We start from the raw sequence: 14,215 nt of genomic DNA on the forward strand, positions 1-14,215 counted from the left end.
GTTCATGCTCATGACTTTGCTTCATCTGCCTGCTTCACGGCAGTACCGCTGAGATAAATATCGTAGACCGAATTCAATACATAGGTGGGCTTCACGCTGCTGTCCATCAGATCGTCCCTGCTCGATACGCCGGTCAGCACCATCGCCGTACTCATCCCTGCCTGATTTCCCATCTTGATATCCGTCTCCAGCCGATCCCCTGACATCAGACAATCTTCGGCCTTCACTCCCAAAATATCAAGAGCGGTCAATGCCGTCAAGACGGAGGGCTTGCCCATGATGGTTGTGATTGTAATGCCGGCGGTGCCTTCGATGGCACCGATCATGCCGCCGCAATCCGGGACATCGCCGCCAGGCATCGGACATGTTCGATCCGGGTGGGTGGCAATCACATCAGCGCCCCGTTTAATCGCCTGATATGCAAAATCCAGATGGCGGTAGTGAAAATCCCGGTCCCATGATACAACCACAACGTCGGTTTCCTCCGGCGATGAGGCGAATCGTATGCCATTGTCCAGCAGCTCATTCTTCAATATATCCTCGCCAATGACATACACGTTTGCGTCCGGATGATGCTTCTGAAGATAATGAATCGTAACGAGCGCAGGGTTCAATATGTTGTTCAGCTCAACTTGAATGCCAAGCTTCCTTAATTTCTTCAAATAGTTTTCCCTGGAATCTATCGTTTTGTTGGTCAAAAACAATAGTTTCTTACCCAGTCCCTGCAAATAATGAATGGTCTCCACCGCACCATCAATGGCCTCAGCCCCAAGATAAATCGTACCGTCCAAATCAAAAATATACCCTGAATAATGATCCATGTTTCGTTCTCCTCTGCATGTTCAATCTGTAATTTCGCCCGATTGTAAACATAAATTGGACATGTTCTGGCCAGATCAGTTCTGTTATGGACCCACAGTCCCCATCCGTAAAGTATACATATGACGGTGCCATGCCCTTTAGTCCTTGGACAAGCGGTTCCATGCGGATACAAAAAAATGAGAAGCACTTTGCATTGAAAAAGCCTTCATTCATCACAAATGAAAGTTCTCGTTATGCAAAGGGCTTCTCATCATCTCTGCCCAGCTCTATAACTTTATATGGTTATACTACATCCACATTTTACATTTGACAAGACGATCCTGATAAATAAGATCCCTATCGATTCATCGCCGACACGGCGGAGGAATGCTCGGCTTCCTGGTCGGAACGCGATCCGGTGACGTCTACCCGATCCGGCGGATCCGTATACCGTTCCATCCTGCTGCCTTCCGCCACTCCCCATGCCAATTGCAATTGATCCTGCAGCAGCTCCCATTGCCTGTCGACTTCCTCTTGATTCCACTCTAAATATTCACGCATCAGCCTCATGACGGGAGCAATGGTTCGCTCGGTTTTTTGCCGGTCGAATAATAACCAGCCCGTTCTTCTTAACAGAAAATCGACTGCGGTCATCGTCATCTCATATTCGATGGAATACTCGATTTCCGCACGTAACAATCGAAGCTCGGTCGTTTCCGCTTCCTGCGAAGAAGAAGCGACCCGGTTCATCAGCTCCATCGTATTGGAGCCGTACCTGTTCATGAGGCTCAGAATGTCTTCGGGCCTGATACTAAGGGATTCACCCTGCTTAATCAACTTCTTCTGAAGCTCCTTATAGGTAAGGCCGTTCAGGTCGCCCCCGCTGATGGGAACCCGATCCGTCGTACAGGGAGGATAGATGGTGCCATCGGCGTCTTGAAGCTGTCTGGCTGCAAGGTTCACTACCTTTTCGGCCATTTTCCGAAATCCGGTCAGCTTTCCTCCTGCAATGGTGATCAACCCGGAATCGGATATAAACATCTCATCTTTTCTCGATAGTTCAGAAGGTCCCTTTCCTTCCTCACGGACGAGCGGCCGTAAGCCTGACCATCCGGATTCGATATCGTCCGGCCGCAGCCTTGACTCCGGGAAAGCATGATTCACCGCATCGATCAGATATCGCCGATCCTCCTCGGTAATACCAGGCGTCTCAATCGCCCCCTCGTAAACGGTATCAGTCGTTCCGATGTAGGTCTTGCCCTCTCTTGGAATGACAAAAATCATTCGGCCACCCGGTACATCGAAATAAGCAGCTTGCCGAATGGGAAGCTTGGCACGATCCACCACCAGGTGAACGCCTTTTGTTAAAAGCAGGCGCTTTCTCTTGAGCGAATTATCCTTGAGCCTGACCTGATCCACCCATGGCCCGGCGGCATTGATGATCTTTTTGGCGTTTATCGTATAGGTCTTGCCACTCACTTGGTCTTCTACATGAGCTCCTACTACTTTTCCTCCTCGATACATGAATTCCTGGACTTTGGCATAATTCGCGATGAGCGCTCCCTTGGCCCTTGCAGACTTCATCACTTCCACCGTTAATCGAGCATCGTCGGTTCGGTATTCATAATAATAACCGGAACCTTTCAATCCCTCCTTTCGAAAGAGCGGTTCAAGGGTCAGGGTACTCTCGCGCCGGAACATCTTGCGCCGTTCGCTGCGTTTGACCCCTGCCAGCCAGTCGTACAGATACAATCCGATCGCGCTGGCAAGGTAACCATAAGTGCCTTTTTTATAAATTGGGAGCAGCATCGGAATAGGCTCCACCAGATGTGGAGCGTTCCGGTGAAGCAATGCCCGTTCAGAACCCACCTCACGTACCAAGCCGATCTCTCCTTGCTTCAGATACCGAAGACCGCCATGAATCAGCTTCGTTGATCTACTGCTCGTTCCCGAAGCAAAATCATTCATTTCCACCAAGCCGACGCTCATCCCTCTGCAGCTGGCGTCCCAAGCAATTCCCGCACCCGTGATACCGCCGCCAATCACCAGCACATCCAGCTTTTTTGCCGACATGTCCTGCAAATATTGGGTCCGCATCTTGGCGGATAAGCTTGTGTCCACCTGACATTCTCCTCTCTGAATTTATAATAAAGAACCTATTCCATCATAAGAAGAACGTCTATCGACGTACTTTACCTGAAGACTGACCGCATTTTGCGGAAGTTTTTTTTGCGAGATAAGGATGCTAAGCCTCGTATGATACTTTCTTATCTCTTCAAAAAAAGAACCGCTTCTGCTTGGAATGCATACCAAATACAGTACGCATTTAAGCAAAAGGGTTCTCCGTTATCTCCGCCACTTTATGCAATAAATATGATTATTCATTATAGGTTGCTTTTATACTTATGTCTATATGGAGCCTATTCAGAACCGTTAAAGCCGATTCTCACTTTTTCCGTAAAGCCGATGGAGCCATGCTTTTATATTTCTTGAAGGTTCGACTGAAATAATAAATATCATTAAACCCGGTCGCAGCCGCGATTTCGGATACGGTAAGCGGACTCTCGCGAAGGAGATAATCCGCCCGGTTGAGCCTCGTCTCATTCACATACTCCGTCACGGTCCGGCCGCTGATTTCCTTGAACAGCCGGCTGAAATGAAAGCGGCTGAGACCCGCCATGCCGGATAGGAGCTCCACTGATAAATCCTCCCGGTAATGCTCTTCGATATACTTGAATATCGGGGCAAAGCGCTCCACATTCTTCATCCGCTCGATGTACTCATCCAGGGTAAGAACCGTCGCTACATAACCTCGAACAAGCAGCGTAAGCAGCCGATACAGTTCTGATTTGACGGCCAGCTCATAACCGAATTCCCGCTGTTCCAGCTCATGAATGATAGACAGCATGGAGGCTAGCGCATCATCCCCGCTAATTCGGTTCTCGAAGATCAGCCGATTCTGGGTGATCGGCGTGATGAATTTCATCTCGGTTGCATCCAGCGAATGGCTCTGAAGCAGCGAGAAGTCCGCGATTAACGCATAATAAAACAAATGATCCGACAGGCTGAGGCCGTAATGCAGCTCATTCCGGTTAATGACGATCATATCGCCTTCCTTGACCGTGAAGGTGGACGAGCCGCACTCCAAACTCGCTTCTCCTGATACAATGTATAGAATTTCAAGATGTTCATGCCAATGGTGGTTAAACAAAACCTGTCCCCGTCCATCAAACTCGCAACGATGAACCTTAATCGGAAACTGAGGATCCGGCATGGTCATCGGTTCTCGCAGTGTTTTGTCCAATGTTCTGATCTCCTTCCAGTAAGACAGCACAATTGTACAAACAAACAGCACGGTTTATCATGGTGTCTTCCTCTAAAAGCATTATAATACGAAAGTGTAATGCAGTAAATTCAGAGGAGTGAACTCATGAAATCTATTAATGTTGGCGTCATTGGCACGGGATCGATCTCTGCTATGCATTTGCAATCCTATGAGAAACATGCGAACGCGAATTTGCTCGCCGTGTGCGATTTAAATGAAGAAAGAGCACAGCGTGCAGCTGAAAAATACGGTGCTACCAAAGTCTACACCGATTATAACGAACTTCTGGCTGATCCGGAAATCGATGCAGTAAGCATCTGTACCTGGAACAATACGCATGCCGAAATCAGCATTGCGGCACTGAATGCGGGCAAACACGTCCTGGTTGAGAAACCTCTCTGCCGTACCGTTGAGGAAGCGCTTCAAGTGCAGGAAGCCGTTAAATCCTCCGGCAAACTGCTTCAGGTCGGCTTCGTAAGACGTTACGACCCTAACGCTCAGATGCTCCGCGAGTTTGCAGATAAGGGTGAATTTGGGGACATCTACTTCGCTAAGGCTTCCTCTGTTCGTCGTCTCGGCAATCCAGGCGGCTGGTTCTCTGACATTGAGCGTTCCGGCGGCGGACCTCTCATCGATATCGGGGTGCATGTCATTGATCTGTGTTGGTACATGATGGGTCGGCCAAAACCGGTTTCCGTCAGCGCCAATACATATCGAAAGCTGGGCAATCGCTCTAATGTTCGCAACCTCTCCTTCTACAAAGCGGCTGACTATGACGCGGAGAAGAACACGGTTGAGGATATGGCGAATGCGATGATCCGTTTTGAAAACGGCGCCTCTTTGCTGGTAGACGTCAGCTTCACGCTGCACTCGAAGGAGAATCTGCAATCCGTTAAATTGTATGGAGACAAGGGCGGATTCGAGATTGATCCGGAAGTGGTCATCGTAACGGAAAAGCACGATACCATCATCAACATCCAGCCTCAAACGGACAACAAAGGATTCGATTTCAACGCGGCTTTCCAAAGCGAAGTCGATCATTTCATTTCCAGCATCGAGAACGGCACGTCACCTCTCAGCCCGGTTGAAGACGGCGTTGAGATCATGAAGATTCTGTGCGGGATCTATGAATCCGCCGAAAAAGGGGTTGAGGTTCTCTTATGAAACTTGGAATAAGCTCATACAGCCTGTACCAGGCCATGAATAAAGGCGAAATGACCATTACTGATGTCATCGACTACGTTGCAGAAATCGGCGGAGAGCATATCGAAATCGTTCCACTCGGCTTTAACCTGAAGGAAACGCCGGAGTTGATCGATACCATTAAATCCCATGCCGCTTCCAAAGGGCTTGAGATCTCCAACTATGCCATCGGTGCCAATTTTGCGGAATTGGATGATGCTGCATATGAAGCGGAGATTGAAAGAGTTAAAGGCGAAGTGGACATTGCGGCCGCGCTTGGCGTTAAGCTGATGCGCCATGACGTAGGCTCTTCCAAGGACTTGTCCATCACGCATTTCCTGGAGGAACTTCCCCGCCTGGCCAATGCATGCCGAATCATAGCCGATTACGCGGCAGAACGCGGCATTACAACAAGCGTGGAGAACCACGGCTATTTCATTCAACATAGCGACCGTGTAAAAGCGCTGGTTCAAACCGTTAATCACCCTAACTTCAAAACAACCCTGGACATTGGAAACTTCCTCTGTGCAGATGAGGTGTCAACTGTGGCAGTCAAGAACAACATCGGCTTGGCTTCGATGGTTCACTTCAAGGACTTCTATTATCGCCCGGCTCACCGCGCACCTGGATCCGGTTGGTTTAACACCTCCAGCGGCAACTGGCTGCGTGGCGCGATTGTCGGCCAAGGCGATATCGATATGCCGGAAGTCGTTCGCATCGTGAAGGAATCCGGTTACGACGGCTATATCTCGATCGAATTCGAAGGGATGGAAGATTGCCGTACGGGAGCTAAGTTTGGATTGGAATATCTCCGTAAAACCTGGAATGAGGTTTAAGTTATACGGACGATGGATGACACAAGGATGATATAAGGGGGATATTAGCATGTCGAAGCCTATCATGCCTAACAAAATTGGCGTTATTGTTGACAGCTTTCGCGTTGGAGTAAGAGATGGCCTTCTTAAAGCCCGAGAAGTCGGTGCAGACGGCGTACAGATCTATGCCGTTCATGGCGAAATGGATCCGGCCAACCTCTCTGCTTCGGCGCGAAAAGAATTGAAGGATTACATCGATTCACTGGGACTTGAAATCTCCGCCCTCGTGGGTGACCTTGGCGGACACGGCTTCCAGGACCCTGCTGAGAATGCGGCTAAAATCGAGAAATCCAAACGAATCATGGAGCTCGGCTTGGAGCTGGGAACCAATATCATCACCACGCATATCGGTATCGTGCCGCAAGATCATAACAGCCGCGTATATGAAACGATGCACAAAGCTTGCCTGGAGCTTAGCACATTCGCGAAGTCCATGGACGCATTCTTTGCCATCGAGACAGGTCCGGAGCCTTCGGCTCATTTGAAATCATTCCTTGACGGCCTGGGTTCCAACGGAGTATCGGTAAACTTTGACCCGGCCAATATGGTCATGGTTACCGGTGATGATCCTGTACAGGGCGTGTACAACCTGAAGGATTATATCGTTCATACACACGCGAAGGACGGAATCAAGCTGGCTGACTATATCGATCCTCGTGATGTATACGGCGATTTCGGATACGAGGCACCTGCCCTTGACCATGACAAAATTGCCGATATGGCGGAATCGGGTGAGAAGTTCCGTGAAGTGCCGCTTGGCGAAGGCGGCGTGAACTGGAATGCTTACCTGCAAGCTCTCAAGGATATTGGCTATACGGGGTATCTGACCATCGAACGTGAAGTGAAAGCCAATCCGGAAGCGGATATCAAGCTTGCCGTGGACTTCTTGAAGACGTTCAGAGCTTAACACGTACACGATTCATTCAGAGTTCTTGCTGCAGGATGTCAATGCTACTGCTTGAATAGGAAGCAGTGAACTCATTAACTAAACAAGGCCAATCAGGGAATAACCTGATTGGCCTTGTTTTATATTGTCCTACCTAGTAAATAAAATTAAGATACCACCCGTTTCCCTGATACCGTCTCCAAGGCGCCGTTCGCTCTTGCGGAACGAATCTCGGCTTCAATAATTTCCAGCGACCCGGCAGCGCTCTCAGGCGTACATACCGTTACCGGCTCTCCTTGCGCAACATGCTCAATGAAATACCGGAGCTCACGATAATAACCGGAATCATCGGACAGCTCAGCCGTAAAGCCTGGGGCGTCTTCAGGGTACACCTTCAGTTCGTTATTCTCGAACACCAGCGTTGCCTCTTCCAAATTCACACGGTAACCCATATAAAAACCGTGTTCGCCGTGCAGCGTCCAATCCGCATGCGCGTTAATCACTTTGCCATCCGGGAAACTGTAGTGGGTGGATACGACATCGTACGAGCTTCCTTTAATCATCGTTTTGGCGAAAGTCGATACGCGCTCCGGTTTGCCCATAAGCCAATGAATCATATCCACGTCATGCACATGCATGTCCGTGATACAGCCACCGCTCTTGTCTCCTTCCAGGAACCAGCCTTGAGGCGGCTCCGATCCCCGGAAGAATTCGCCTGCAACGATGCTTCCATAACGACCGTCCTCTACGCATTCTTTTAAATATTCATAAGCTGGCCAGAAACGGAGGCATTGTCCGATCATGAGCGTTTTTCCTGTGCGCTCCGCTGTTTTTACCATGCGCCAGGCTTCCTCGGAGCTGCCTGCGACAGGTTTCTCACACATGACGTGAATCCCCCGCTCCAACAACATGCAGGACATGTCCGCATGCAAATAAGTCGGCAGGCATACATCCACAATATCCAGCTCTTCATGCTCCAGCATTTTGTCCACATGGTCATACAGATGATAAGGCTCCAGGTCGTATACATCACGCTCGGTTGCCATATTCCCGTTGGCTTTGCTGTCCTTAAGCTCATCGATGCGCAAATCGCAAATCGCCACCAGCTGGATGTCCGCGCCCTCCTCGGCTAGTCGAACATAATTGTCGAAATGCATGCGCCCCATAAAACCAAATCCCAATATTCCGATTTTCAGCATCCTTATTCCCTCCGTTATCCCTTGTTATGATTGGCCTTGATGCTGGCGGGCATCCGGCTTGCGCAAAGTTGGCGTGCGTCCAAGAATCGCATCCATTGCATTGGATGTATTAAATATGATCTGCTCCGAGTAGTGGGTATACGCCGGGATCATCTCTGCCGTAACATAGTTGTCATACCCGATCAAGCGCAGTGCTTCAACAACGGCCGGATAATTAACGTCCCCTGCCAACAGGTCGACAAATCCGTGCAATCCGCCTGCCTGTCTGCGGTAATCTTTGAAATGGACTTTTTTGATCCGCTCACCCAAAATCCGAATCCAGTGCTCCGGATAACCGTTATGCACGACATTGCCTACGTCGAAATAGGAGCCGACATATTCGGAACCGATCTCGTCGATGAAGGTCCGCAATTCCAGCGGCGACAGCAGGAATTTATTCCATACATTCTCGATCGCGATGGCAACGCCGGCGCTTTCCGCGTAAGGAACCAGCTTACGAATGGATTCTTGAGCCCGCTCGTAGGCATATTCGTAATCGATGACTGCAGAACCAGGAACAAAATCGACACCGACCGCCCCCGGGATCACAAGGATGGCATCCACTCCGAAAGCGGACGCGAGCTCCAGCTGCTTCTTGCAAATATCCATGGCCTTCTCACGGACAGCCGGGTCATCACTGGTCATCGGATATTCCCAATACAAACCTGTCGCCAAACCCGCAATGTCCAGGTCGGCTTCTTTCAGCTGTTCTGTTATGGCCTGTACCTCTTTATCGCCAGCCTGAAGGCCGAGCTCTCCTGTTTGGTTTAATGACAATTCGATTCCTTCAAACCCGGCTTCCTTTGCCAATCGGATGCAGTCGGAGATGGAAGCATCTCCCGAGAACGACCAGATATTAATCCCTTTCTTCATCGTGAATCCCTCCTAGAATCAATAGGTTAATGTTGTAACACTCGTTTTCTGAAACACATCATTTGACTTTTTCCGTCAAGTTGTAAATAAACCATTTGGATGTAATAATACTTATATAATAAATAAATATTCCGCCAAATGATTTAGATAGAAAAGTGATTATTTGGACTATTCCGTTCTATTTATCATCTCTTAATAACATTTTGGAGTGAGTTTACGATGAGCGAGATGGACCTCAATTTTCCGATAAAACGCGAAGCGCCTTTTCGCGAATGGTCACCCTGCATTCACTATGCGCAGTTTCAACGCATGGCGTCGGGATCACTCCCGCAGCGCAGGTTATACGATTTTGAACTGCTCTATGTATACCAAGGGGAAGCCGCTACAACGATGTACGGGAACCGCTATCGCATCGAAGCCGGTCAACTGATCTTCCTGCCGTCCGGTGTTTACCACCAGAATGAGGTGGTCTCCCATCCTGACGCGCGATTTTTGGGGATTCATTTTGATTTCTTTGATGAGCTGGACATACAGACCGAAGCGGATATGATCGTGAATGAAGCCGTGCTGGATCCGAATAAATTCGCGCATGAAGCGGTGTCCTCCGCTTTTCCCCCGCTCTCTTCCCGTGTCATCTACACGCCCCCGCTGCCTTGCGTTCAGATGATGGAACGAATCGTGGAGGAGTTCACCCTGCGTCCCGCCGGCTATGAGCTTGCCTGCAAAGGGCTGATGCTGGATGTGCTGGTTCAACTGCTTCGGACGCATCCTTCCCAGGCCTTGACGGAGACGTCACCGCACGATGCCAAACTGATTGAACTGATGTCTCAAATCGAAAAAACTCCAGCCAAAGACTGGAGCAACAAAGTGATTGCGGAGCATTTAATGTTAAGCCCGGATCATACCGCCAAATTGTTTAAACGCTTTGCGGGGATGCCGCCAAGTGAATTCGTGCAATCCGTTCGCCACCGCGAAGCGCGCAGGCTACTCCGGGAATCCGATATCTCGATCGAGGCGGTTGGCGAAGGGGTCGGATACCCGGATATTCATTATTTTAGCCGAATCTTCCGCAGACTGGAGGGGATTACCGCTACCGATTACCGCAAACTCTCAAGAATTCTGTAAGGTGTGCAGGCCATGGTCAGCACCTGCATGCGTCCTAAGCCAGCGATCCATTCGATCGAGCGCTTCGCTCAATCGATCGGGCGAAGCGGCATACGAGCAGCGAATGAAGCCTTCGCCCCCGGCGCCAAACACATGACCGGGTACAACGGCCACCTTTGCCTCTCGAAGCAATCGCTCCGCAAACTGCTGGGAGCCCAGACCCGTTCCGGTTATGCTGGGGAATGCGTAGAAAGCACCCTGAGGATCGCGGCAGCTTAGGCCGATATCGTTCAGACCCTGCACAAACATTCTTCTGCGTTCATCATAAGCCTGCTTCATTACGTCCCGATCCCCGAGTCCATTTCTTAAACATTCGAGAGCCGCAATCTGCCCCATGATGGGCGCGCAGAGCGCGGTATACTGATGAATCTTGACCATGGCGCTCACCAGGCGGGAGTCGCCGCAGAGGTAACCGACCCGCCAGCCCGTCATGGCAAAGGCTTTGGAGAAGCCGCCGATGACGATGGTGCGCTCCCGCATCCGAGGCAGCGAAGCAATGCTGGTATGCGTGCGGCCGTAGGTAAGCTCGGCATACATCTCGTCTGAAATCACCACCAAATTGTGCGTAACCGCAAGGCGCGCAATCGGCAGCCAATCCTCGTAGGTCATCACGGCGCCTGTCGGATTGCTTGGAAAGTTAACAACGATCGCTTTCGTCCGGGGGGTAATCAACTTCTGCAGTGCAGCCGCAGTCAATTTGAACTTATGCTCTGCGGAAAGCTCCAGCTCAACGACAGTTCCCCCGTTCAATTGCACAAGAGGAGCATAAGCGACATATCCCGGCACGGGAATAATAATTTCATCCCCCGGCGAAATGAGCGCCCGCAGCGTAAGATCAATCGCTTCGCTGCCGCCAACCGTGACCAGTATCTCCCTCGACGGTTCATATTGCAGCTGGAATCCGGTATCCAGATATTTCGCAATCTCTTCCCTTAGCTCCATCAGCCCTTCATTCGGCGTGTACATCGTGCGGCCATGGTCCAGAGCTCGTTTACAGGCCTCAATCGCACATGCAGGCGTCACAAAATCCGGTTCCCCTACACCGAGAGAAATGACGTCATCGTCCGCTTCGGCCGCATTAAAAAATTGCCGGATGCCGGAAGGCGGCAAAAGTTGCACCGTTGATGTTAGAAAGCTGCTCGTTGGATTCATATGCTTCTACTCCTTGCCTTCGCTTTTTCGTTCCGATAATGAAGTTTCAATGATGGCATCCAAAAGTCCGCTGAACGAATAGCCCGCCGCTTCCGCGCTTCTTGGAAGTAAACTGTTCTTCGTTAAACCCGGGAGCGTGTTGACCTCCAAAATATACGGAATCTCTTCCTTCAGGATGATATCGATCCGGGCATACACACTGCACTTCAGCGCCTTATAGCATTGAAGCGCAGCCGTACGCACCCGCTCCTGAAGTTTGGCGGGAAGCTCAATCACTTGCTCATCCGCTTCGCCTTCTTCGTATTTGGATGTATAATCGAAAAATTCGGAGTTCGGCTTGATGGACACAATCGGGAGCATCTCACCGTTCAAAACCGGGCAAGTGATCTCTTCACCCTCGATCATTTGCTCGATCATCACGGAGCGGTCCCATCGCAATGCCTCTTCTACGGCGGAGGCAAGGGCAGCCGCATCACGCACGATCCGAGTACCAACACTGGACCCGCCTGCGTTCGGCTTCACTACGACAGGATAACCGAGTACCTTCACGTCAGCGGCGGCCAACTCCTCCATACTGCTGACCATGATCCAATCGGCTGTAGTCAATCCCTCGTACCGCAGCAGCTTCTTGCTCAAATCTTTATCCATGCAGACGCTGCTGGAAAGAACGCCGCTGCCAGTATACGGAATGCCCAGGGAGTCGAGTGTGCCCTGCACCGTCCCGTCTTCCCCGTATTGCCCGTGCAGGGCAAGTAAAGCCATATCGATGCCTTCGGTTTTGCTGATCAGCTCGCGTTTATCGTGAATTTCGATCGGATAAACCTCGTAGCGGTTTTTATCCAGATGCGCGATCATCTCTTTGCCGGTCATGAGCGAAACTTCCCGCTCGGATGATACGCCTCCCATGATGACGCCAACTTTCATGATGTAGACCTCCTAAAAAATTTCTTCAAGCTGATTGCCTATGCATCACTCCGCATGCGGATGATTCTTCCGATCTCTGTTGCAGCCCGTTTACACCAGCTTCCTTGCCGCCTCGCCGATGATGCGGATCCCCTTCTCGATGTTCTCATCGGAGACGCGGGAGAATCCGAGACGCATGGTGTGCTGGCCGCCGCCATCGGTAAAGAAAATGTCGCCCGGCGTGAATACCACGCCCTGGGCTGAGCAGGCTTCCAGCAGCTCCCGGGTCCGGATGTCGGGACCGAATTCAACGAACAGGTGAAGCCCGCCGTCACCGGACAACCGCTCCATCGGGAGCCATTCCTCGCAGCAGCGGATCGCAAGCTCATATTTTCGCTTGTACTCGGCCTTCGCTCTCTTTAAATATTTCTCGAAGTTGCCGTTGTACAAATATTGAAAGAGCAGGGACTGATCCAGGGTCGACGTATGAATGCTGCGGGCGCGCTTCACGCTTTCCAGATAATGAATCAGGGTCTTGTCGGCCAGCACCCATCCGACTCGCAGGCCGGGAAACAGAATCTTGGAGAAACTGCCTAAATAGATCACGCTGTTGTTCTCGCCGCCTGCACATGCAACGAGAGGCGCGATGTGTGAGCCCGAATAGCGCAGCTCTTCGTTGAAACCATCTTCAATAACGGGAATTTCGAACTCATTCAGCAGTCGGAGCGCTTCCAGCCTCTTCTGGTGAGACATGACGATTCCTGTAGGATTATGATAGGAAGGCACAAGGTAGGCCATGTCGTACGTCCGCTCCGACAGCTCGCGTGCGAGCCCTGTCAGGCTGATGCCGTCTGGCTCCATCTCGACGCCGGTAATGGCATACCCGTGCATTTTAAAATTTTTAATGGCTGTATGATGGGTGGGATTCTCGCACAGAATGCGGCCATGCCCTTTGTTCAGGGCGGATAGCACCAGACTTAAGCCTTCCGTAAAACCACTGGTGATCAGCATATCCTTACCTTGAATATTCACGCCCTTGTTCTCCATATAACGGAGGAGGTAATCGATAAGGGGTTTATAACCCTTGGCGTAACCGTAGTTAAGAAGTACATCACCTTCAAGCGACATTCGGTCCAGAAATGCGCGCTTGACATTTGGCAGATCGAACAGCTTCTCATCGGGGGCGATGCTGGTAAAAGATATAGAGTCCTTCTCAGCGCGGATGCCGTGTTTCATCAAATCATTGGCTTCCGCAAGCCTGGCGTATTCGTTCAGGCGAGGCCCCCAATCCAGCCGTTTGCCTTCGGGCTGCATGGGTGCTCCGCTGATCGAAGGGACAACAAAGTGCCCTTGCCCTTTAACCGCATAGATATAGCCTTCGTCCTCCAAATCCGAGTATGCGCTCAGCACCGTATTACGGCCCACTCGAAACAGCGCGCTTAGCTCACGCGTGGAGGGGAGCTTCTGATCGGCTTGCAGCGCCCCGGTTGTCATCAAGCGCTTCATGTAATCCTTGACTTGAATATACGCCGGGCGGTCATTCGCCAACTTGAAATCCAAATACATCGTTCATTTCCCCCTTGCTCTAATGATGGCATAATTTCGGCGGCACCACTAGAACCACAGCAGGCCTCTTTCGCCTCGGGCGTGGTTTGCCGATAATCTTGGCAGAACCCAGGCTATGTCATCTCTAGGATCGGACTGCCCTTTGCGCCGATATACCTGAATACATGCACTTTCTCTTTATCATGGAACCATACGAGGTCATGCACAAGCAAGAAAGAACATGCTTGGTATTCATCTGGCGAGAAAAGCA

The 14,215-nt window shown here is 50.7% G+C and carries 12 protein-coding genes; 4 read left to right on the forward strand and 8 right to left on the reverse strand.

All coding sequences use genetic code 11. The annotated features are described in order from the left end of the window. Positions 1-8: 8 nt before the first annotated feature. From MKY82_RS24605 to MKY82_RS24615, 3 genes are all read right to left on the reverse strand, one after another. Positions 9-821 carry an HAD-IIA family hydrolase gene (locus MKY82_RS24605; protein WP_339218895.1) on the reverse strand — a complete coding sequence of 271 codons (813 nt, stop codon included), beginning with the start codon at positions 819-821 and terminating at the stop codon, positions 9-11. 337 nt (positions 822-1,158) lie between these two features. Continuing rightward, a complete protein-coding gene (locus tag MKY82_RS24610) occupies positions 1,159-2,922 on the reverse strand; it encodes a glycerol-3-phosphate dehydrogenase/oxidase (RefSeq protein WP_339294571.1) in 1,764 nt (587 codons plus the stop codon). A gap of 325 nt (positions 2,923-3,247) precedes the next feature. Continuing rightward, positions 3,248-4,105: an AraC family transcriptional regulator gene (locus tag MKY82_RS24615; protein ID WP_194543925.1), complete on the reverse strand. Its 858-nt coding sequence runs from the start codon at positions 4,103-4,105 to the stop codon at positions 3,248-3,250. 126 nt (positions 4,106-4,231) lie between these two features. Here MKY82_RS24615 and MKY82_RS24620 point away from each other — a divergent pair, with 126 nt between their 5' ends. Genes MKY82_RS24620 through MKY82_RS24630 form a run of 3 tightly spaced genes read left to right on the forward strand, consistent with a single transcriptional unit; the run spans position 4,232 to position 7,090 of the window. Then, positions 4,232-5,290, forward strand: coding sequence for a Gfo/Idh/MocA family oxidoreductase (locus MKY82_RS24620; protein WP_113060683.1), 1,059 nt, complete (start codon positions 4,232-4,234; stop codon positions 5,288-5,290). Further along, positions 5,287-6,144 (forward strand): sugar phosphate isomerase/epimerase family protein, encoded by an 858-nt coding sequence (locus tag MKY82_RS24625; protein WP_113060682.1) that lies wholly within the window; start codon positions 5,287-5,289, stop codon positions 6,142-6,144. The genes MKY82_RS24620 and MKY82_RS24625 overlap by 4 nt, the downstream gene beginning before the upstream one ends. Before the next feature lie 49 nt (positions 6,145-6,193). Next, positions 6,194-7,090 carry a sugar phosphate isomerase/epimerase family protein gene (locus tag MKY82_RS24630; protein WP_194543927.1) on the forward strand — a complete coding sequence of 299 codons (897 nt, stop codon included), beginning with the start codon at positions 6,194-6,196 and terminating at the stop codon, positions 7,088-7,090. Between the two features lie 146 nt (positions 7,091-7,236). Here the strand turns inward: MKY82_RS24630 and MKY82_RS24635 are convergent, their stop codons facing one another. Together MKY82_RS24635 and MKY82_RS24640 are read right to left on the reverse strand one after the other, a co-directional pair. Beyond that, positions 7,237-8,268, reverse strand: a complete 1,032-nt coding sequence (locus MKY82_RS24635; RefSeq protein WP_339294572.1) for a Gfo/Idh/MocA family oxidoreductase — start codon at positions 8,266-8,268, stop codon at positions 7,237-7,239. A gap of 24 nt (positions 8,269-8,292) precedes the next feature. Continuing rightward, the gene (locus MKY82_RS24640; RefSeq protein ID WP_194543929.1) at positions 8,293-9,180 is read right to left on the reverse strand and encodes a sugar phosphate isomerase/epimerase family protein; all 888 of its coding nucleotides are present in this window, start codon (positions 9,178-9,180) and stop codon (positions 8,293-8,295) included. Between the two features lie 219 nt (positions 9,181-9,399). Here MKY82_RS24640 and MKY82_RS24645 point away from each other — a divergent pair, with 219 nt between their 5' ends. Beyond that, positions 9,400-10,305, forward strand: coding sequence for an AraC family transcriptional regulator (locus MKY82_RS24645; RefSeq protein ID WP_339294574.1), 906 nt, complete (start codon positions 9,400-9,402; stop codon positions 10,303-10,305). Here the strand turns inward: MKY82_RS24645 and MKY82_RS24650 are convergent. The 3 genes from MKY82_RS24650 to MKY82_RS24660 form a co-directional block, all read right to left on the reverse strand. Then, the gene (locus MKY82_RS24650; protein ID WP_339294575.1) at positions 10,291-11,496 is read right to left on the reverse strand and encodes an aminotransferase class I/II-fold pyridoxal phosphate-dependent enzyme; all 1,206 of its coding nucleotides are present in this window, start codon (positions 11,494-11,496) and stop codon (positions 10,291-10,293) included. The genes MKY82_RS24645 and MKY82_RS24650 overlap by 15 nt on opposite strands. A 6-nt stretch (positions 11,497-11,502) precedes the next feature. Then, positions 11,503-12,420 (reverse strand): D-alanine--D-alanine ligase, encoded by a 918-nt coding sequence (locus tag MKY82_RS24655; protein ID WP_194543932.1) that lies wholly within the window; start codon positions 12,418-12,420, stop codon positions 11,503-11,505. A 90-nt stretch (positions 12,421-12,510) separates the two neighbouring features. Next, positions 12,511-13,965, reverse strand: coding sequence for a PLP-dependent aminotransferase family protein (locus MKY82_RS24660; RefSeq protein WP_220684315.1), 1,455 nt, complete (start codon positions 13,963-13,965; stop codon positions 12,511-12,513). Positions 13,966-14,215 lie beyond the last annotated feature (250 nt).

This window comes from Paenibacillus sp. FSL W7-1279 (assembly GCF_037969845.1).
Lineage (GTDB): Bacteria > Bacillota > Bacilli > Paenibacillales > Paenibacillaceae > Paenibacillus_AQ.

Bases quoted from the DNA above. Each gene is read 5' to 3' on its own strand.
- MKY82_RS24605 (WP_339218895.1), bottom strand. From the start codon at position 821: ATGGATCATTATTCAGGGTATATTTTTGATTTGGACGGTACGATTTAT.
- MKY82_RS24620 (WP_113060683.1), top strand. From the start codon at position 4,232: ATGAAATCTATTAATGTTGGCGTCATTGGCACGGGATCGATCTCTGCT.
- MKY82_RS24625 (WP_113060682.1), top strand. From the start codon at position 5,287: ATGAAACTTGGAATAAGCTCATACAGCCTGTACCAGGCCATGAATAAA.
- MKY82_RS24630 (WP_194543927.1), top strand. From the start codon at position 6,194: ATGTCGAAGCCTATCATGCCTAACAAAATTGGCGTTATTGTTGACAGC.
- MKY82_RS24635 (WP_339294572.1), bottom strand. From the start codon at position 8,268: ATGCTGAAAATCGGAATATTGGGATTTGGTTTTATGGGGCGCATGCAT.
- MKY82_RS24640 (WP_194543929.1), bottom strand. From the start codon at position 9,180: ATGAAGAAAGGGATTAATATCTGGTCGTTCTCGGGAGATGCTTCCATC.
- MKY82_RS24645 (WP_339294574.1), top strand. From the start codon at position 9,400: ATGAGCGAGATGGACCTCAATTTTCCGATAAAACGCGAAGCGCCTTTT.
- MKY82_RS24650 (WP_339294575.1), bottom strand. From the start codon at position 11,496: ATGAATCCAACGAGCAGCTTTCTAACATCAACGGTGCAACTTTTGCCG.
- MKY82_RS24655 (WP_194543932.1), bottom strand. From the start codon at position 12,420: ATGAAAGTTGGCGTCATCATGGGAGGCGTATCATCCGAGCGGGAAGTT.
- MKY82_RS24660 (WP_220684315.1), bottom strand. From the start codon at position 13,965: ATGTATTTGGATTTCAAGTTGGCGAATGACCGCCCGGCGTATATTCAA.